Origin of the sequence: Micromonospora sp. NBC_00858, from assembly GCF_045207365.1 — a bacterium.
GTDB lineage: Bacteria > Actinomycetota > Actinomycetes > Mycobacteriales > Micromonosporaceae > Micromonospora.
Genome location: NZ_CP108828.1, coordinates 3897041 through 3915896, shown reverse-complemented (window position 1 = coordinate 3915896; position 18856 = coordinate 3897041). Strand labels below are relative to the sequence as shown.

Genomic DNA, 18856 nt, shown 5'->3' with positions numbered 1-18856 from the left:
ATCAGCGCGGCGGCTGCGCCGGCACGGCTTCGCCGTCACCGTCGTGGAGCGAGCGGCCGGGCTCCGCCCCGGCGGGCAGGCGGTGGACGTGCGGGGGACCGCCCGTGAGGTCGTCGACCGGATGGGGCTGACCGCCCGGATACGGGCCGAGTGCGTCCGGGAGCAGGGCATGGCGTACGTCGACGTGCGGGGTCGGGTGCGCAGCCGGATGCCGGTGCACGCCTTCGACGGCGAGGGCGTCGTGGCGGACATCGAGATCGAGCGCGGCGACCTGGCCCGCTTGCTGTACGAGGAGACCCGCGCCGACGTGGAGTACCTCTTCGACGACTCGATCGAGACGCTCACGCAGACCGGGGACGGGGTGCGGCTCACCTTCGCGCGATCCGCCCCGCGCACCGTGGGCCTGGTCGTCGGGGCAGACGGCTCGCACTCGCGTACCCGGGCGCTGGCCTTCGGCCCCGAGTCGGCGTACGTCCGGCCGCTCGGGGCTACGAGGAGATGCTGCGGGCGCACGTGGCGCGCGGGCAGGAAATTCCGGGTGGAGGCATCTCCGGCTTCCTGCCGGCGACCCGGACCGCGATTCGCCTGCGCGACACAGCTATGCGCGCGATGACCTCCCGCCCGTTGCGGAAGCTCACCGCGCGGCTCGTCTTCAGCCAGGCCGGCGGGCTGGCCCTGCCGGACTACGCCGTCAGCGCGTGACGATCGTCGGGTGACCCGGCCCCACCCGGTGCGGGTGGGGCCGGTCCCGGTCACTTGCCGGTGACGATGCCCGGGTTGATGCAGAGACCCGGGTTGGCGCCGTTCTTCTCGGCGATCTCCAGGCAGCGGGTCACCTTGTCGACCTTCGCGTTGGTCTCGGTGATCTGCTTGGAGATCTCGGCGTTCTTGCGGTCCTGCTCCAGGTTGCGGGTCTGTGCCAGCTTGTCCTGGAACGCCTTGATGTTGCTCTCGGTCTTTTCGTCGTGGTTCACCCGGGTGATGGTCACCGAGAGGATGTCCACGTCGGTGGCGAGCCGGGTGTCCGCGCTGGCCTTGATGTTCGCCGCGAACGGCTTCAGGTCGACGTTGAGGTCACCGGTCTGTGCGTCGATCTTCTCCAGCGGGTTGTACGCGGCGAACGCGTCGTTGACCGCGCTGTCGAGCTGCACGCCCACCCGCTGGCCCCGGAAGCTGGTGAAGTCTCCCTTGTAGTCCATGAACTGCTTCGGCGCGTTCTCCGGCTTGACCTGCCATTCAATGAGCACCTCGACGCAGGCGTCGGCGAGCGTGCCGGTGCGGACCCGGACGCAGTTGTTGCCGCCGATGTGGTCGTACTTCTGCCGGCCCGCGTCCCACTCGCCGACCTTCTGCCAGGGGGCCACCCACTTCAGGCCGGATCCGGTCACCTCGCCGGTGGGCTTGCCGAAGCTGGTGACGATGCCGACCGAGCGGATGGGCACCGAGTGGGCGCTGGAGGCGACGCCGATCAGCACGGTGACGGCGAGGAGGCCGAGCGCCGCGAGGGCTGCCGTCCGTTTCACCGCGCTTCTGGGGGCGACGAGCGCCAGGACGGCGCTGATCGCCAGGGCGACGGCGAAGACGATCGCCATGGTGAAGCCGACGGGCATGGGTTGGGGGCCTTTCGCTGGGCTGTGTGGATCATCAACCTAGGTGGCTCGGTCAAGGCGGCGACGCCGGGGAGTGGCGTTTGCGCACGTCTCCTGCCGGCCGAATATGGATGCCATCGACATGGCTCGACTCGCGGGGGCGGCCGTACGTTTCCTCCACGCGACGGCCCTGTGACCACGGTCACCGAATCGACCGTCGCCGCGACCATGCGGAGGATGAGGCGATGACCGGGCAAGCGCTCCTGTCGGCCCGAGGGCTGACCAGAGACTTCCGGGGCTTCCGGGCGGTCGACGACGTCGACCTCGACGTCGCGCCGGAGAGTGTGCACGCGCTGGTCGGCCCCAACGGTGCCGGCAAGACCACCCTGTTCAACCTGCTCACCGGCTTCCTGCGACCCAGCGGCGGGCGGATCGAGCTGGCCGGGCGGGACGTCACCGGGCTGCCCCCGGAGCAGGTCGCCCGGCTCGGCGTGGCCCGCTCGTTCCAGATCACCAGCCTCTTCCCGCAGCTCTCCGCCCGGGAGCACGTGGCGCTGGCCCTCCAGTCGTCGAGCGGGCTGGGCTGGCGGTTCTGGCGCTCGGCGAAGCTGATGGGCCGCTACACCGAGCGTGCCGACGAGCTGCTGGCCATGGTGGGGCTGGCCGACCTGGCGGACGCCCCCTCCGAGTCGCTGGCGTACGGGCGCAAGCGGGCACTGGAGCTGGCGATCGCCCTGGCACTGGACCCGAAGGTGCTGCTGCTCGACGAGCCGACCGCCGGGATGGGCCTCGAAGACGTCGACCGCACCGTCGAGCTGATCGGCCGGGTCCGCCAGGGCCGGACCGTGGTGATGGTCGAGCACAACATGAGCGTGGTCGGCCGGCTCGCCGACACGGTCACCGTGCTGCAGGCCGGCAAGGTCCTGGTCGAGGGCCCGTACGAGCAGGTCCGCGCGGACGAACGCGTGATCACCGCCTACCTGGGAGCCGCTGATGCTGCGCATTGAGAACCTCTCCGCCTGGTACGGCGAGGCGCAGGTGCTGCGGGACGCCAGCCTGGAGGTCGCCGCCGGCGAGGTGGTCACCCTGGTCGGGCGCAATGGCGCCGGCAAGTCCACCCTGCTGCGCTGCGTGATGGGCCTGCACTCCGGCCAGCGCGGCACGGTGGAACTGGACGGGCGCGACGTCGGGAAGCTGCCGGCGCACCGGCGGGCCCGGCTCGGGCTGGGCTGGGTACCCGACGACCGCGGGGCGTACGCCACGCTGACCGTCACCGAGAACCTGACGCTGCCGCCCCGGGTTGGTCCCGACCCGTGGTCGCTGGAGCGCGTGTACGAGGCGTTCCCCGCCCTCTACACCCGGCGCGACTCCGCGGCCACCATGCTCTCCGGCGGCGAGCAGCAGATGCTCGCGCTGGCCCGGGTGCTGCGGATGGGTGCCCGGCTGCTGCTCTGCGACGAGCCCACCGAAGGGCTCTCCCCACTGCTCGTGCAGCAGGTCGGTGACCTGCTGCGGGAGGCCAAGCGGCACGGGGTGACCGTGCTGCTGGTCGAACAGAACCTGCACTTCGCCACCGGTGTCGCCGACCGGCACTACTTGCTGGCCGAGGGACGCGTCGCCGAGGCGATGGACAACTCCGAGGTGCGCTCGCGGGAACGCGAGCTGCTGGCGTACCTCGGGATCTGATTTTTCTCTCAACAACGATCCGCGCGACGAAGCGCGGAATGGATGGAGTGGGCATGCGCAGGACGGTGGGTGTGGCCGCGGCGTCGGCCGCGGTGGTGCTGGTCGCCGGTTGTGGCGGCGGTGGACCCCAGGCGGGCGGCGACCAGAAGCTGACCGGCGACAAGATCGTGCTGGGCGTGCTCAACGACCAGTCGGGGGCGTACTCGGAGTTGTCCGGGAAGAACTCGGTGACGGCGGTGGAGATGGCCATCGCCGACTTCACCGCCAAGTACGGCGACAAGGCGGTGACCAAGGACATCACCGTGGAGACCGCCGACCACCAGAACAAGCCGGACGTGGCCAACTCCAAGGCCCAGGAGATGTACGACCGCAAGGGCGTCGACCTGATCCTGGACGTGCCCACCTCGTCGGCCGCGTTGAAGGTCGCCGACGTGGCCAAGGAGAAGAAGAAGCTCTACTTCAACATCGGCGCCGCGACGACCGACCTGACCGGCAAGAGCTGCAACAAGTACACCTTCCACTACGCCTACGACACGTACATGCTGGCCAACGGCACGGGGAAGACCACCACCGAGCAGATCGGCAAGAACTGGTACATCCTGTACCCGAACTACGCCTTCGGTCAGGACATGGAGAAGAGCTTCTCCACCGCCATCACGGCGGCCGGCGGCAAGGTCGTCGGCAAGGACGGCGCGCCGTTCCCGAACACCAGCGGCGACTTCTCCACGTTCCTGCTCAAGGCGCCGAACCTGAACCCGAAGCCGGACGTGCTGGGCACCATGCAGGCCGGTGCGGAGCTGGTCAACGTGGTGAAGCAGTACAACGAGTTCAAGCTGCGGGACAAGGGCGTCGGCCTCGCGGTGGGGCTGATGTTCCTCACCGACATCCACTCGCTCACCCCGGCGGCGCTGGCCGGCACCACGTACACCGACGCCTGGTACTGGAACTTCGACGCGAAGAACCGGGAGTTCGCCGACCGGTTCCAGCAGAAGGCCGGCACCCGACCGACCTTCGCGCACGCGGCCAACTACTCGGCGGCGTTGCAGTACCTGGAGGCGGTGCAGGCCGCCGGCACCGACGACGCGGACGCCGTCGTCAAGGGCCTGGAAGGCAAGACAATCGAGGACGTCTTCCTGCGCAACGGCAAGATCCGCGCCGAGGACCACCGGGTGGTGCACGACGCGTACCTGGCCCAGGTGAAGCCGCAGTCCGAGGTCACCGAGCCGTGGGACTACGTCAAGGTTCTCAAGACGATCCCCGCCGCGGAGGCGTTCCGCGCGCCGTCAGCGGACTGCAAGCTGTGAGCGTGTGACGCTGTGTCAGGATTCGCGCAGAACACGTTCAACGGGTTGGTGAGCGGGGCGTTCTACGCCCTGCTCGCCCTCGGGCTCGCGGTCATCTTCGGCATGCTGCGGGTGGTCAACTTCGCCCACGGCGCGTTCTACATGCTCGGCGCGTTCGGCGCGTACGTGCTGCTCACCGAGGCGGGCGTGCCGTTCTGGGCGGCTCTGGTGATCATGCCGGTGGGGTTGGGCCTGCTCGGCATGGCGCTGGAGCGGGCGGTGATCCACCGACTGACCAGACTCGACCCGCTCTACAACTTCCTGCTCACCTTCGGCCTGACGCTGATCCTGCAGGATCTGGTGAAGCTGCGCTACGGCGTGCAGTCCAGTCCGTACGCCACCCCGTCGCTGTTGAGCGGGACGGTGAACTTCGGGCTCTTCGACTTCCCGACCTACCGGGTGTTCATCCTCGGCTTCGCGGTGCTGCTCTGCGTCGCGGTGTGGTGGGTGCTCACCCGGACCCGGATCGGCATGGTGGTCCGCGCGGCCACCGAGCGGCCCGACCTGACCCGGGCGTTCGGTATCGACGTCGGACGCTGGGTGACGCCGGTCTTCGGCTTCGGCATCGGGTTGGCCGGGCTGGCCGGCGTGCTGGCCGCGCCGATGCGCGCGGTCAACCCGCTGATGGGCGCCGATCTGATCATCGTGGTCTTCGCGGTGGTGGTGATCGGTGGGCTGGGCTCGATCTTCGGCTCGGTCGCCGCCGGTTTCGGCATCGGCCTGGTCCAGGCGTGGGGCGAGGCGTACCTGTCCAACTTTCCGATCGTGTCGCAGACGATCGTCTTCATCGTGATGGCCGTCGTGCTGCTCTGGCGGCCGGCCGGCCTGTTCGGTCGTGAGGAGGCGCCGGCATGACCAGCACTGTGGACACCCCGGCGGACGCGCCCCGAGCGGCGCCACCGTCCGGACTGGTCGCCGTGGCCCGCGCCCCTGGCTGGGTGCGGTACGCGCTGCTCGCCGTCGGGCTGGCCGCCGCCGCCTGGCTGCCCAACGGCCTCTACCCGGCGGTGGCGGTGGACATCCTCTGCTGGGCGCTGTTCGCGGTCGCCGTGGACCTGCTGCTCGGCTTCACCGGGCTGATGTCCTTCGGGCACGCCGCGTTCTGGGGCACCTCGGCGTACGTCACCGGGTTGGTGGCCATCCACGCCGGCCTGCCGTTCCCGCTGGCGGTGCTGGCCGGGGCGCTCGCCGCCGCCGTGCTGGCGGTGCCGATCGGTTACCTGGCGGTCAAGCGGACCGGCATCTACTTCGCCATGGTGACCCTGGCCTTCGCGCAGATGGTCTACTACGTCGCCAACGAGTGGCGCTCGGTGACCCAGGGCGAGAACGGCCTGCAGGGGGTGCCCCGGGAGTTGTTCGGCTGGGACCTCACCGACGACTACTACTTCTACTACGCGATCCTGCCGATCGTGCTGCTCGGGCTGGCCGCCGCCTGGCGGATCGTGCACTCGCCGTTCGGTCGGGTGCTGGTCGGCATCCGGGACAATCCGGCCCGGGCGCGGGCGCTGGGCTATCCGGTGCACCGCTACAAGCTCACCGCGTTCGTGCTCTCCGGGTTCATCGCCGGGCTCGGCGGCGGGCTGTTCGCGGTCGGCCACCGCTTCGTCTCACTGGACGTGCTGCACTGGACCACCTCCGGCAAGGCGGTCATCGTGGTCGTGCTCGGCGGGATCGGCACGCTCTGGGGTGGGGTGCTCGGCGCCGGGATCGTGGTCCGGCTGGAGGACTGGTTGTCGTTCTCCGGGTTCGAGGCGATCGGCCTGGTCACCGGCGGCATCTTCGTCCTCGTCGTGGTGCTGTTCCGGCGCGGCATCTGGGGCAGCGCCGCCGCGCTGGCCCGCAGACTGGCGGCGCGCCGCCGGTAAATCCCGCGACGGCGCGTCCACCGCGCGCTGTTTCAGCGCACCCCCGGGTAGTAGGGAACACCTACCCGGGGGTGCGTCTGGTGCTGACCGATCCGATGCTGGCGGATGCCGTGCGAGGGCGTCCGGGTCGGGCTGGACGTGTACTGCCGGAGCCGGGCCGCAGCCTGCCCGGCGACCTCCCGACCGCATCGAGCGGGCGTGGGCCGAGCGTGACGCCCACCACATACGATACGGATCCGTTCCGTATCGTTAATGCCGGCCTTACGCTGTCCGCAGTTACGAGTCTGGCCCGTATCGTATTGCGCGGCGGGTGAAACCGGGGGGAGAACCGGGCATGGAGCTGCACGACAACACCGGACACCCGAGGAGGTGGGCGATCCTGGGGGTGCTGGTGATCAGCCTCCTCGTGGTCGTCCTCGACAACACGATCCTCAACGTCGCCCTGCGCACCCTGGCCGACCCGGTGCACGGCCTCGGCGCCAGCCAGGGCGAGCTGGAGTGGTCCATCAACTCCTACACTCTGGTCTTCGCCGGGCTGCTGTTCACCTTCGGGGTGCTCGGCGACCGCGCCGGCCGCAAGCGCTTCCTGATGATCGGCCTGGCGCTGTTCGGGCTGGCGTCGTTGCTCTCCGCGTACGCCCAGAGCCCGGCCCAGCTGATCGCGGCCCGCGCCCTGATGGGGGTCGGCGGCGCGGCCATCATGCCGGTGACGCTGTCGATCATCTCCAACGTCTTCGACCCACGTGAGCGCGGCCGGGCGATCGGCGTCTGGGCCGGTGCGGTCGGGCTGGCCGTGGCGATCGGCCCGATCCTCGGCGGCGCCCTGCTGGAGCACTTCTGGTGGGGCTCGGTCTTCCTGATCAACGTGCCGGTGGTGGCCGCCGGCGTGATCCTGGTCGCGCTGCTAGTCCCCGAGTCGCGCGACCCGCGCCCGGGCCGCGTCGACGTGCCCGGCGTCCTGCTCTCCGTGATCGGCCTGGTCGCACTCTCCTACGGCATCATCGACGGCGGCGAGCACGGCTTCGGCCGGCCGGTGGCCTGGGGCTCGATCCTGGTCGGCCTGGCGGTGCTGGCCTGGTTCGTGCAGCACGAGCGGCGCAGCGACCACCCGTCGCTGGACGTCCGGCTGTTCACGCTGCCCCGGTTCGCCGCACCGGTGGCCATCGTCGGTCTGGTGTTCTTCGCCGCGATGGGCGTGATGTTCTTCAGCTCGTTCTACCTGCAGCTGGTGCGCGACTACAGCCCGCTGCAGACCGGCCTGCTCTTCCTTCCGTTCGCCGGCGCCCAGCTGATCTTCGCGCCGCGCAGCGCCGCGATGGTCCGCCGCTACGGCGGCCGGGCGGTCGCCACCGTCGGGCTGGCGCTGACCACGGTGGCACTGGCCGCGTTCGCCTTCGTCGACGCGACCACCCCGATCTGGATCGTGCTGGTCGTGTTCTTCTTCCAGGGCGTCGGAATGGCCAACATCATGCCGCCGGCTACCGAGTCGATCATGTCGGCGCTGCCTCGCGAGAAGGCCGGCGTGGGCTCCGCGGTGAGCAACACCGTCCGCCAGGTGGCCGGCGCGCTCGGCGTGGCGGTCCTCGGTTCGGTGCTCTCCGCGGTCTACCGGGCCGACGTGGACGGTGCGCTGACCGGCCTGCCCGCGCAGGCCCGCGAGGCGGCCAACGAGTCGATCTCCGGGGCGTACGCGGCGGCCGGGCAACTCGGCCCGGCGGCGCCGACGCTGATCTCGGCGGCCAACGACGCCTTCGTCACCGCCATGCACTGGGCGGCAGCGCTGTCCGCGGTGGTCGCCGCGCTCGGGATCCTCGTGGTGCTGCGCTGGATGCCGGGCCGGGAGGCCGCGGCTGCCGTACCGGCGGCGCCGGCCGCAGAGCCCGAGTTGGCCGGGACGGCCTAGGTTCGGGGACAATGTCCGACATGACGTCCACAGCTGATGCTCCGCGGTCGCCCGGGCGACCGCGGAGCCTCCGCGCCGATGAGGCGATCATCGAGGCCACCCTCGACCTGCTCGCCGAGGGCAGCACCATCGAAGCGCTCTCGATCGAGGCGATCGCTGCCCGCGCCGGGGTCGGCAAGGCCACCATCTACCGCCGCTGGGCCGGCAAGGACGCCCTGTTGCTGGACGCGCTGCGCCGCCTCAAGGGCGTCCTGCCGCAGCCCGAGGGGCACACCGTCCGGGACGACCTGATCCTGCTGGTCGGCGCGATCGGGAAGAACGTCGACCCGCGCGCGGCGAAGATCATGCCCTGCCTGGTGCCCGCGGTGAACCGCAGCCCGGACCAGTTCCAGCTCTACCAGAACATCATCGCCCCGCGCCGGCAGCTGATGCGCGAGGTGCTGCGACGGGGCGTCAGCGAGGGGGTGCTCCGGCCCGACCTCGACCTGGAGGTGACCATGGCGCTGCTCACCGGGCCGATGCTGATCCAGCGCGTGCTGCAGTGGAACCCGGAGCTGGACGAGCGGACCCTGCCAGAGCAGGTCGTCGACACCGTGTTGGAGGGCATCCGGGCCCGCTGACCCGGCCCGCTGGCTGACCGGTCCGGCCTGCCGGCCGGTGGTCAGCCGGCGGGGGCGCGGAGCCGGTGCAGGCGCAGCGCAAGCTGCACCTCCAACGCCCGCTCGGGCTTCTGCCAGTCGGCGCCGAGCAACTGCCCCACCCGTTCCAACCGCTGGGTCACCGTGTTGACGTGCACGTGCAACTGCTCGGCGGCCCGGGCCAGGCTGCCGCCCACCCCGAAGTACGCCTCCAGCGTCCGCACCAGCGCCGTGCCCCGCCGGGCGTCGTAGTCGACCACCGGCCCGACGGTGGCGGTGAGGAACTGCGCCACGTCCTTCTCGCCCCGGTCACCGACCGTGCCCAGCAGCAGCCCGACGAAGCCCAGCTCGGCGGTGCTCGCCCCCTGGCCGGAGCGGCCCAGCGCGCCGAGTGCGGTGAGGCAGCGGTCCGCCTCGTGGAAGGTGCCGGCCAGCGACGCCGGCCCGGTCGACGGGCCGCTCGCCCCGGCGGTCACCGGCCGGCCGGTCACCCGGGACAGGTCCCGGGCCACCGCACGGGCGCTGGCACCCGCGTCCCGCCCGGGCAGCATCAGCACCACCCGGCCGTCGCGCGCCGCGGCCAGGCCGCCCCGGGCCGAGGCGTACGTGGTGGCCCAGGAGAACACCCGCTGCCGGGCAGAGCCGGTGGCGGCGATCGCGTCGTCGCCCACCGCCACCAGCACGTGCGGCGCGTCCAGGTCCACCCCGAGCCGGCGGGCGCGGTCGTGCAGGGCGTCGGTGTCGCGCAGCGGCCGGGCGATCAGGTCGTCCAGCAGCTCGCCGCGTACCCGCCCCTCGGCCTCGGCCACGGTGCGTCGGAACAGCAGCAGCAGTGCGGTGACCAGCGCGGCCCGTTCCAGGATTCGCTGGTCGGCGTCGACCAGCTCGTCGTCCGGTCGCAGTACCAGGGCGCCCAGGTTCTCCGTGCCAGCCACCACCGCCGCGTACCAGAGCGGGCCTCGGCGCACGCTGCGCCCCTCGGTCCGAGACGCGGCCACCGCCTCGACGATGTCCGCCCGGTCCGGCTCGTCGATCTCGCCGACCCGGGCCAGCAGCCGGCCTTCGGCGTCCAGCGCCAGCAGCGCCCCGTCCAGCACCTCGGTCACCGCGGCTGCCACGTCCTCCACCCCGCCACCCCGCAGCACCAGCCCCGTCATCCGGTCGTGTGCGGCCGCCGCCCGCTCCACCGAGCTGCTGTGCGCGCGGATGGTGGTGTTCGCCGCCGACAGCTCGGCCAGCGCCGAGCGGGTCTCGGCCAGCAGTCGGGCGGTGTCGATCGCCACGGCGGCGTGCGCGGCCAGGGAGACCAGCAGCGCCACCTCCTCCCGGGCGAACGGGCGGGCCGAGCGGTTGGCCGAGTAGAGGACCCCGATCGAGGTGGAGCCGAGCCGCAGCGGCACCCCGAGGATCGCCACCAGACCCTCCTCGCCGACCCCGGCGTCGATCTCCCCGGTGTGGTGGAAGCGCTCGTCCTCGCCGTAGTTGGCGGTGACGTACGGGGCTCCGGACTGGGCCACCAGGCCGCCGAGGCCAGCGCCCATCGGCAGCCGCAGCCGCTGGAAGCGGGCCGAGACCGACCCGTCGGTGACCCGCATGTAGGTGTCGCCGCGCTCCTCGTCGTCGAGCGTCATGTAGGCCACGTCGGCGCCGAGTAGGTTGCGGGCCCGGTGCACGATCGCCCGCAGCACGTCGTCCAGGTCGCGCAGCCCGGCGAGGTCGCTGACCGTGTCGTACAGGCCGGACAGCTCGGTCTCCCGGCGGCGCCGGCGCTCCAGCAGCGCGCGGACCCGCAGCGCCACCGTCCTGGCCTGTTCCAGCTCGGCCAGTCGGTCGGCGGGCAGCCCGGCGGCCCGCGCGGCCACCAGCGGTCCCTCGAACTCGACCGGCGCGGCCTCGCGGGCGAGCAGTTCCAGGAACTCCACCGGCGACGACATGGTCGACATTGTGCTCGGGCCCACTAGTTGGCCGTCCAGCCCCCGTCGAGCGCGATCGACGCGCCCGTGATGAAGGCCGCCGGCGCGGAGCAGAGGTACGCCATCAGCTCGGCCACCTCCTCCGGTTCGATCAGCCGCTTGATGGCGGCCCGGGTCAGCATGATCTTCTCGATCACCTCAGTCTCCGGGAGGCCGTGGCTGGCCGCCTGGTCGGCGATCTGGCTCTCCACCAGCGCGGTGCGCACGTACGCCGGGTTGATGCAGTTGGCGGTCACCCCGTGCGCGGCACCTTCCAGCGCGACCACCTTCGACAGCCCTTCCAGGGCGTGCTTGGCGGAGACGTAGGCCGCCTTGAACGGCGAGGCGCGCAGCCCGTGCACCGAGGAGATGTTGATGATCCGGCCCCAGCCCCGGGCGTACATGTGCGGCAGGGCGCGGCGGATGATCAGGAACGGCGCCTCGACCATCACCCGCTGGATGTACTCGAAACGCTCGACGGGAAAGTCCTGCAGCGGCGCCACGTGCTGGAGCCCGGCGTTGTTGACGACGATGTCCACGTCCACGTCGAGCCGGTCCACCGCCGCGGTGTCGGCCAGGTCCATCCCCTCGGCGTGGCCGCCGGCCTCTGCGGCCACCGCCTCGGCCGCCTCCAGGTTGCGATCCACCACGAGCACCTTGGCGCCGGCCGCGCCCAGTCGCAGGGCGCAGGCCCGCCCGATGCCGCTGCCGCCCCCGGTGACCAGGGCGGTACGACCGGCGAGGTCGACCTGTACGACGTGGGGGACCGCCACGGGTTCTGCCGTCATGGCGCAAGAAGTTACGAGCTGTGTGGCCCTGGGCACATGGGGCAGCGACACATACTCCGAACCAAAGCTGTGTGGCCACCCCCGCTCCCGTCGATCATGGTGTTATGGTGCCCGATCGATCCAGATTTGCGGCCTCTGTCACCCACCACAAATCCATGATCGACTGGGGCGGGCGTGTCTGTTGAGGCGGGTGGGAGGGCGGGCAGTAGGGTGTCGAACACACGTACTGGTGATGGTTGGGGAGGGGCGGCGTGCGGGTGCTCGGTGTCGACCCGGGGCTGACCCGGTGCGGGGTGGGCGTGGTCGAGGGCGTGCCCGGTCGGCCCTGCACCCTGGTCGCCTACTACGTGATCTACACCGACCCGGCTGACGACCTGTCGCTGCGGCTGCTGCACCTGGACCGGTCGCTGACCGAGTTGGTCGCCGAGCACCAGCCGGAGAGCGTCGCCGTCGAGCGGGTGTTCAGCCAGCACAATGTGCGCACGGTGATGGGCACCGCGCAGGCCAGCGGCATCGCCGTGCTGGCCGGGGCGCGCGCCGGGTTGCCGGTGCAGACGTACACCCCCAGCGAGGTGAAGGCGGCGGTGACCGGTTCCGGTCAGGCCGACAAGGCGCAGATGACCGCGATGGTGACCCGGCTGCTGCGGCTGGCCGAGCCGCCCAAGCCGGCCGACGCCGCCGACGCGCTCGCCCTGGCCATCTGCCACGTGTGGCGGGGCGGCACCCGTTCCAAACTGGCCGCGGCGGCCGACCGGGCACGACGAGGAGGGGCACGATGATTGCCAGCGTGCGCGGCACGGTGACCGCGACAGGTCCGGACCAGGCCGTGATCGAGGTCGGCGGGGTCGGCCTGGCCGTGCACTGCGCCCCGGGGACGCTGGCCGACCTGCGGGTCGGCCAGACCGCCCGGCTGGCCACCAGCCTGGTGGTCCGGGAGGATTCGCTGACCCTCTACGGCTTCGCCGACGACGACGCCAAGGCGCTGTTCGAGCTGCTCCAGACCGCCAGCGGGGTCGGCCCGCGGCTGGCCCAGGCGGTGCTGGCCGTGCACACCCCGGACGCGGTCCGCAAGGCGATCGCCAACGCCGACACCGCCGCGTTGACCCGGGTGCCCGGGATCGGCAAGAAGGGCGCCGAGCGCCTGGTGCTGGAGCTGCGCGACCGGATCGGCCCGGTGGCGATCGGCGCCGACGGCGTGGGCGGCGTGACCGGGGGCAGTTGGCCCGAGCAGGTCCGCCAGGCGCTGGTCGGGCTGGGCTGGACGGCTGGGCAGGCCGACCAGGCGGTGGCCGCAGTTGCGGAGACCGTCGACGGCGAGACTCCGCCCGTGCCGGTCCTGCTCAGGCAGGCCATCCGCCTGCTGGGTCGCAACCGATGAGTGAGACCGAGGGGCTTGTCTCGGCGTACGTCAGCGACGCGGACCGGGACGCCGAGGCCACCGTCCGGCCCCGGAGGCTGGCCGAGTTCATCGCTCAGGACCGGGTCCGCGACCAGCTCGACCTGTTGTTGCAGGGCGCCATGCGGCGGGGCTCGCCGCCGGACCACATCCTGCTCTCCGGCCCGCCCGGCCTGGGTAAGACCAGCCTGGCCAACATCGTCGCCGCCGAGCTGGGCGCGGGCATCCGGGTGACCAGCGGCCCGGCGATCGAGCGCTCCGGTGACCTGGCGGCCATCCTGACCAGCCTCGGCGAGGGCGACGTGCTGTTCATCGACGAGATCCACCGGATCGCCCGGCCTGCCGAGGAGCTGCTCTACAGCGCCATGGAGGATTTCCGGGTCGACGTGGTGGTCGGCAAAGGGCCGGGCGCCACCGCCATCCCGCTGGACGTCGAGCCGTTCACCCTGGTCGGCGCGACCACCCGGTCGGGTCTGTTGACCGGGCCGATGCGGGATCGTTTCGGCTTCGTGGCACACCTGGATTTCTACGCCCCGGCTGACCTGGAGACGCTGCTGCACCGCTCGGCGCGGATTCTCGGAGTGCCGATCACGGCCGAGGGCGCGACCGAGATTGCCGGCCGGTCCCGGGGGACACCGCGGATCGCCAACCGGCTGTTGCGTCGGGTCCGCGACTACGCGGAGGTGCGGGCCGACGGGGTGGTCGATCTCGCCACCGCCCGTGCCGCGTTGATTGTGTACGACGTGGACGCGCTGGGCCTGGACCGGCTCGACCGGGCGGTGCTGACCGCGCTGGTCGACTCGTTCCGGGGTGGTCCGGTGGGGTTGTCCACCCTCGCCGTGGCGGTGGGGGAGCAGCCGGACACGGTCGAGGAGGTCTGTGAGCCCTTCCTGGTCCGCGCCGGTCTGCTGGCCCGTACCCCGCGGGGTCGGGTGGCCACCGAGGCCGCCTGGCGGCATCTGGGGCGTACGCCGCCGAATGGTACATTTGGGGCGGATGTCCCATCGGCGCCCGATCTGTTCTCGTCGGATGCCGATCAGGCGTGATGTGAACGTGATCTGTGCCGCATTCGGTGTTCTCAGGTGCAGGGATTAGACTTCGCCGCGGTCTGTACAGGACGTGAGAATCCGCCTCCGCTCCGGCACCCCCACGTGCCGGGCAGGTGGCCAATGGGAAGGTTCAGTAACCGTGTATTACGCAGCAGCGGGCGGCGGGGCCGGCAGCTTTACGCCGATCCTGATGATCGCCCTGCTCTTCGGTGTCATGTACTTCATGATGATCCGACCCCAGCAGAAGCGGCGCCGCGAGGCGGAGTCGATGCAGTCCAACCTCGGCCCCGGCGACGAGGTTGTGACCATCGGCGGGCTCTACGGCACCGTCACCGGCATCGAGGACGACAGTGTCCTGCTCGAGGTCGCTCCGGGCGTGCAGACCCGGTACGCCCGGCCGGCCATCGCCCGGGTGATCACCCGTGCGGAGCTGCCGAGCGAGCCGGTCACCGAGGACGCGGACTCCACCAAGGAGTGATCCTTCCTCCCGGGGGCGGGTCCGGCGTACGGCCGGTCGACCAGTCCCCCGGGGCCACCGCGCCCGATGGGGCAGCGGACGCGACGTGAAAACTGGATAGTTGGGTCGACGCCGGGCATCGGCACGTCCCCGTGACCGTCGGCGTCTCGCGTCGGCGCGTCCGGCCATCGTGTCGGCACCTCGCCGGCCCAGGTCAGACCGTCGACCGGGACCCCCGGCCCGACACCCGCCGCCGCCGCGCGCAGCGGCGCGACCGTACAGGGAGACAGGACAACCGTGGCACCACCTCAGGGACAGATGCGGCCCGGCAGGCAGCTCGCCGTGCTCGGGTTCATCTTCGTCGTCCTCTACCTTTTGGTGTTCTTCGCGGGCGGCGCCAGCGGCAGCTTCAAGGACCGGCTCGAGCCTCGGCTCGGCCTGGACCTGATCGGCGGCACCCGGATGACGCTGGAGGCGACCAACAGCGTCGATGGCAAGCCCCCGACGGCAGAAAACCTCGAGGAGGCCCGCCAGATCATCGAGAGTCGGGTCAACGCGTTCGGCGTGGCCGAGGCCGAGGTGGTCACCGAGGGCAACCGGAACATCGTCATCTCCCTGCCCGGTGAGAACCGGGACCTCACCGACGTGGGCAGCGCCGCCGAGCTGCGCTTCCGCAAGGTGCTCAAGGCCGCCGACGGCAGCGGGACGGCCGCCGTGCCGCCGCCGGCCGCCACGCCCGCCCCGTCGGGCAGCGCCAGCCCCGCCCCGTCCGGCAGCGCGTTGCCGACCCCGTCCGGCAGCGCCGCGCCGAAGGTGACCACGTCACCCAGCGGTGGGCAGGGTGGGATGGCCCCGGCGCCCAGCGCCAGCGCCACGCCGTCCCCCTCCGCCTCGGCCTCGCCGAGTGCCGCCGCGCCGTCGCCGAGCGCCAGCGAGGAGCCGGTGCCGGCCAGCATCGAGGAGCAGCGCAAGGCCGTCGAGCAGAAGGTCGGCGCCGCGTCGTGGCAGGCCGCCAACGGCTTGCAGGCCCCGGCCGACCTGACCGCCGACCCGTCGTTGGCCGACAAGCTCAAGCCGTTCGGCACGCTGTCGCCGCAAGAGGTGGCCGTGCTGCCGGCGCAGATGCAGTTCAACGTGCCGACGATCGGCTGCGCGCAGCTCGACAAGCGCCCGCCAGCGTCGATCTCCGACCCGAAGCAGCAGGCCGTCTCCTGCGAGGACGGCGCTTCGAAGTACCTGCTCGACCAGGCCAAGGTGCTCGGCACCGACGTGGACGACGCCGACGCGGTGCTCGACCAGACCAACGCCTGGGTGGTCAGCCTGGACTTCACCGGTGACGGCCAGGGCAAGTGGACCGCTCTCACCCGTGAGGCGTTCAACAACGAGGGCCAGGCCTGCGACGCGACCGCGCTGGGTCAGGACGGCAAGTGCCGGGTGGCCGTCGTGCTGGACAACGAGATCGTCTCCTCCCCGGAGATCCAGGGCGTACTGACCGGCAACTCCCAGATCACCGGCAACTTCACCCAGAAGGACGCCAGCGCGCTCGCCGGCCAGCTGCGCTACGGCGCGCTGCCGGTGACCTTCGAGCAGCAGGAGCGGCAGAACGTCACCGCCACCCTGGGCGCCAGCCACCTGCGGGCGGGTCTGCTCGCGGCCGGCATCGGCATGCTGCTGGTCATCATCTACGCGTTCTTCTACTACCGGCTGCTCGGCTCGGTCATCTTCCTGAGCCTGATCCTCTCGGCGCTGCTCGTCTTCGGTGCGCTGGTGGTGCTCGGCCGGCAGATCGGCTTCACGCTCACCCTCGCCGGCATCGCCGGCATGATCGTCTCGCTCGGTGTGGCGGCGGACTCGTTCGTCATCTACTTCGAGCGACTGAAGGACGAGATCCGGGAGGGGCGCAGTCCGCGCAGCGCGGTGCCCCGGGCCTGGATCCGGGCCCGTAAGACGATCATCTCGGCCAACGCGATCACCCTGCTCTCCGCGGTGGTGCTCTACGTGGTCTCGGTCGGCACGGTCAAGGGCTTCGCGTTCGCCCTCGGCCTGGCCACCGTGCTGGACCTGGTCGTGGTCTTCCTCTTCCGGCACCCGATCATGACGATGTTCGCCCGGACCCGGGCGTTCCTGTCCCCGCGGGTCAGCGGTCTGGGCCGGGCACTTCCGGCCCGCAGCCAGCAGACTCAGCCCCGCAACCCGCGCGCCAAGGAGGCCTGAGATGGCTCAGAATGGTCTGGCGAGCCGCCTCTACAACGGCGAGGCCGGTCTCAACGTCGTCGGCCGGCGCAAGCTCTGGTTCGGCGTCGCCGGGATCCTGATCCTGATCGCGATCCTCAGCTTCTCGATCCGTGGGTTCAGCCTCGGCATCGAGTTCGCCGGTGGTAACTCGTTCCAGGTGCCGGCCAGCGTCGGCACCCTGGAACAGGCCGAGGAGGAGGTCAACTCGGCTCTCGCCGCCGAGAACACCGGTATCGAGGTGGCCACCGCGCAGAAGGTCGGCGGCCCCGGCGGCGACTCCTACGAGCTGCGCACCGGGCAGCTCAGCGCCGAGCAGGCCAACGCGGTGCAGACGCGCATCGCGCAGGACTTCGGCATCAACGTCAACCAGGTCAGCGGCAACCAGGTCAGCGAGGCGTGGGGCAGCCAGGTCACCGAGCGGGCCGTCCTCGGCCTGGTCATCTTCATCGCGCTGGTGATGGTCTACCTGATCCTGCGCTTCGAGTGGCGGATGGCGGTCGCCGCCGTCTCCTCGCTGTTCATGAACCTTATCCTCACCGCCGGCATCTACTCGCTGGTCGGCTTCGAGGTCACCCCGTCGACGATCATCGGTTTCCTCACGATCCTGGGCTTCGCGCTCTACGACGTGGTGGTGGTCTTCGACAAGGTCCAGGAGAACACCCGGGGCATCACGGCCAACAACAACCAGACGTACTCCGAGGCGGCCAACCTGGCCGTCAACCAGAGCCTGATGCGGTCGTTGAACACCTCGGTCGTCGCCCTGCTGCCGGTCGGTGGTCTGCTCTTCATCGGTGCCGGCCTGCTCGGCGCCGGCACGCTGAAGGACCTCGGCCTGGTGCTGTTCGTCGGTATGGCGGTGGCGTTCGTGACCTCCATCCTGGTGGCCACGCCGCTGCTGGCGCTGCTGAAGAACTACGACCCGCGGATCCAGGCGCACAACAAGCGGGTGCTGGCCCGCCGGGGCGCGCTGGCCCGTGGCGAGGTCACCCCGAAGGGCGCCCCGAACCCGGCCCAGGCCGACGCGACCGACGCCCAGCTCGACTCGGATTCCGCCGCGCTGGCCGGTGCCGCCCCCAAGGTGGGCGCTCGGCCGGCCGGCAAGCGGCCGACCGGTGCCCGGGGCGGTCGCCCGGGTGGCGGCGGCAACCGGCCGGGTGGCGCCAAGCGGCGCTGACGGCCCCCGGGGGCAGACCCGGGAGGAAACGCCCGAACGGCGTCCGGCATGCTGTGCGAGCAGCATTGCCGGACGCCGTCGTCGTTGGAGAGGAAGCGGAACAGCCGTGACGGAGACCCACAGCACCGCGGCGCGCGGGGACAGCGGCCCGGAGGCCGCCCAGCTGATCGCCAGCCGGGTGCTGGATGTGCCCGACTTTCCCCAGCCCGGTGTCATGTTCAAGGACCTGATGCCGCTGTTCGCCGACGGCAAGGTGTTCCGCGAGGTGGTCGACGGGATCGTCGCGTACCACGGGCGGGATGGCTTCGACGTGGTGGTCGGCATCGAGGCGCGCGGGTTCGTCGTCGCGGCGGCCGTCGCGTACGCGGCCGGGGTGGGCGTGGTGCCGGTGCGCAAGGCCGGCAAGCTGCCCCGCCCGGCGCACTCGGTCTCCTACGCGCTGGAGTACGGCGAGGCCACCCTGGAAGTGCACGAGGACGCCTTCACCGCCGGGCACCGGGTGCTGGTGGTCGACGACGTGCTGGCCACCGGCGGCACCGCCGAGGCGACGCTGGACCTGGTCGAGCGGGCCGGGGGGACGGTCACCGGCTTCACTGTTCTGCTGGAGCTCGCTTTCCTGGGCGCCCGCGAGCGGCTGGCCCCGCGTCCCGTCCATGCCCTGCTGACCGTTTGAACAGCGACCCGTCGGGCGGACCGGGCGCCGACCGTCCGGCGGAGCGGCAGGGGACCGTCCGTGCGGGTAGCATTGCCCTTTGCTGACGCCGGCGGTACGCCGTCCGGC

The 18856-nt window shown here is 71.3% G+C and carries 18 protein-coding genes; 15 read left to right on the top strand and 3 right to left on the bottom strand.

The genetic code is table 11. The features are described from left to right. Positions 1 to 13: 13 nt before the first annotated feature. On the top strand, positions 14 to 613 hold the full coding sequence (locus OG990_RS18245) for an FAD-dependent monooxygenase (protein WP_406081804.1): 600 nt from the start codon (positions 14 to 16) through the stop codon (positions 611 to 613). Between the two features lie 139 nt (positions 614 to 752). On the opposite strand, the gene OG990_RS18240 is transcribed toward OG990_RS18245, so the two are convergent. Next, complete coding sequence (locus OG990_RS18240) at positions 753 to 1610, bottom strand: SPFH domain-containing protein (RefSeq protein ID WP_328426014.1); 858 nt, start codon at positions 1608 to 1610, stop codon at positions 753 to 755. Positions 1611 to 1834: 224 nt separating this feature from the next. Between OG990_RS18240 and OG990_RS18235 the strand changes: the two genes are divergently transcribed. From OG990_RS18235 to OG990_RS18205, 7 genes are all read left to right on the top strand, one after another. Further along, entirely contained in the window at positions 1835 to 2596 is a 762-nt protein-coding gene (locus tag OG990_RS18235) for an ABC transporter ATP-binding protein (RefSeq protein WP_328426016.1), read from the top strand. Further along, the gene (locus OG990_RS18230) at positions 2583 to 3275 is read left to right on the top strand and encodes an ABC transporter ATP-binding protein (RefSeq protein WP_328426018.1); all 693 of its coding nucleotides are present in this window, start codon (positions 2583 to 2585) and stop codon (positions 3273 to 3275) included. The genes OG990_RS18235 and OG990_RS18230 overlap by 14 nt, the downstream gene beginning before the upstream one ends. A gap of 53 nt (positions 3276 to 3328) precedes the next feature. Continuing rightward, complete coding sequence (locus OG990_RS18225; RefSeq protein ID WP_328426020.1) at positions 3329 to 4579, top strand: ABC transporter substrate-binding protein; 1251 nt, start codon at positions 3329 to 3331, stop codon at positions 4577 to 4579. 12 nt (positions 4580 to 4591) lie between these two features. Then, the gene (locus OG990_RS18220) at positions 4592 to 5473 is read left to right on the top strand and encodes a branched-chain amino acid ABC transporter permease (RefSeq protein ID WP_109818387.1); all 882 of its coding nucleotides are present in this window, start codon (positions 4592 to 4594) and stop codon (positions 5471 to 5473) included. Next, a complete protein-coding gene (locus OG990_RS18215) occupies positions 5470 to 6483 on the top strand; it encodes a branched-chain amino acid ABC transporter permease (protein ID WP_328426025.1) in 1014 nt (337 codons plus the stop codon). The genes OG990_RS18220 and OG990_RS18215 overlap by 4 nt, the downstream gene beginning before the upstream one ends. 334 nt (positions 6484 to 6817) lie before the next feature. Continuing rightward, positions 6818 to 8386 (top strand): MFS transporter, encoded by a 1569-nt coding sequence (locus OG990_RS18210; protein ID WP_355605707.1) that lies wholly within the window; start codon positions 6818 to 6820, stop codon positions 8384 to 8386. Positions 8387 to 8397: 11 nt separating this feature from the next. After that, on the top strand, positions 8398 to 9006 hold the full coding sequence (locus OG990_RS18205) for a TetR/AcrR family transcriptional regulator (protein ID WP_406076342.1): 609 nt from the start codon (positions 8398 to 8400) through the stop codon (positions 9004 to 9006). 41 nt (positions 9007 to 9047) lie between these two features. Here the strand turns inward: OG990_RS18205 and OG990_RS18200 are convergent, their stop codons facing one another. Together OG990_RS18200 and OG990_RS18195 are read right to left on the bottom strand one after the other, a co-directional pair. Then, positions 9048 to 10967 carry a helix-turn-helix domain-containing protein gene (locus OG990_RS18200; protein ID WP_406076341.1) on the bottom strand — a complete coding sequence of 640 codons (1920 nt, stop codon included), beginning with the start codon at positions 10965 to 10967 and terminating at the stop codon, positions 9048 to 9050. A gap of 14 nt (positions 10968 to 10981) precedes the next feature. Beyond that, the gene (locus OG990_RS18195; protein ID WP_406076339.1) at positions 10982 to 11764 is read right to left on the bottom strand and encodes a 3-hydroxybutyrate dehydrogenase; all 783 of its coding nucleotides are present in this window, start codon (positions 11762 to 11764) and stop codon (positions 10982 to 10984) included. A 251-nt stretch (positions 11765 to 12015) separates the two neighbouring features. On the opposite strand from OG990_RS18195, the gene ruvC reads away from it, so the two are divergent. From ruvC to OG990_RS18160, 7 genes are all read left to right on the top strand, one after another. After that, positions 12016 to 12543 carry a crossover junction endodeoxyribonuclease RuvC gene (gene ruvC, locus OG990_RS18190; RefSeq protein ID WP_328413963.1) on the top strand — a complete coding sequence of 176 codons (528 nt, stop codon included), beginning with the start codon at positions 12016 to 12018 and terminating at the stop codon, positions 12541 to 12543. Further along, complete coding sequence (ruvA, locus tag OG990_RS18185) at positions 12540 to 13142, top strand: Holliday junction branch migration protein RuvA (protein ID WP_406076337.1); 603 nt, start codon at positions 12540 to 12542, stop codon at positions 13140 to 13142. Before ruvC ends, ruvA begins: the two co-directional genes overlap by 4 nt. Next, positions 13139 to 14206, top strand: a complete 1068-nt coding sequence (ruvB, locus tag OG990_RS18180) for a Holliday junction branch migration DNA helicase RuvB (protein WP_406076336.1) — start codon at positions 13139 to 13141, stop codon at positions 14204 to 14206. Before ruvA ends, ruvB begins: the two co-directional genes overlap by 4 nt. A 142-nt stretch (positions 14207 to 14348) precedes the next feature. Further along, on the top strand, positions 14349 to 14687 hold the full coding sequence (gene yajC / locus OG990_RS18175; protein ID WP_355605724.1) for a preprotein translocase subunit YajC: 339 nt from the start codon (positions 14349 to 14351) through the stop codon (positions 14685 to 14687). A gap of 276 nt (positions 14688 to 14963) precedes the next feature. After that, a complete protein-coding gene (gene secD, locus OG990_RS18170) occupies positions 14964 to 16880 on the top strand; it encodes a protein translocase subunit SecD (RefSeq protein WP_406076333.1) in 1917 nt (638 codons plus the stop codon). Position 16881: 1 nt separating this feature from the next. Beyond that, a complete protein-coding gene (gene secF / locus OG990_RS18165; RefSeq protein ID WP_386991773.1) occupies positions 16882 to 18075 on the top strand; it encodes a protein translocase subunit SecF in 1194 nt (397 codons plus the stop codon). A gap of 106 nt (positions 18076 to 18181) precedes the next feature. After that, entirely contained in the window at positions 18182 to 18748 is a 567-nt protein-coding gene (locus tag OG990_RS18160) for an adenine phosphoribosyltransferase (protein ID WP_328413974.1), read from the top strand. Positions 18749 to 18856 lie beyond the last annotated feature (108 nt).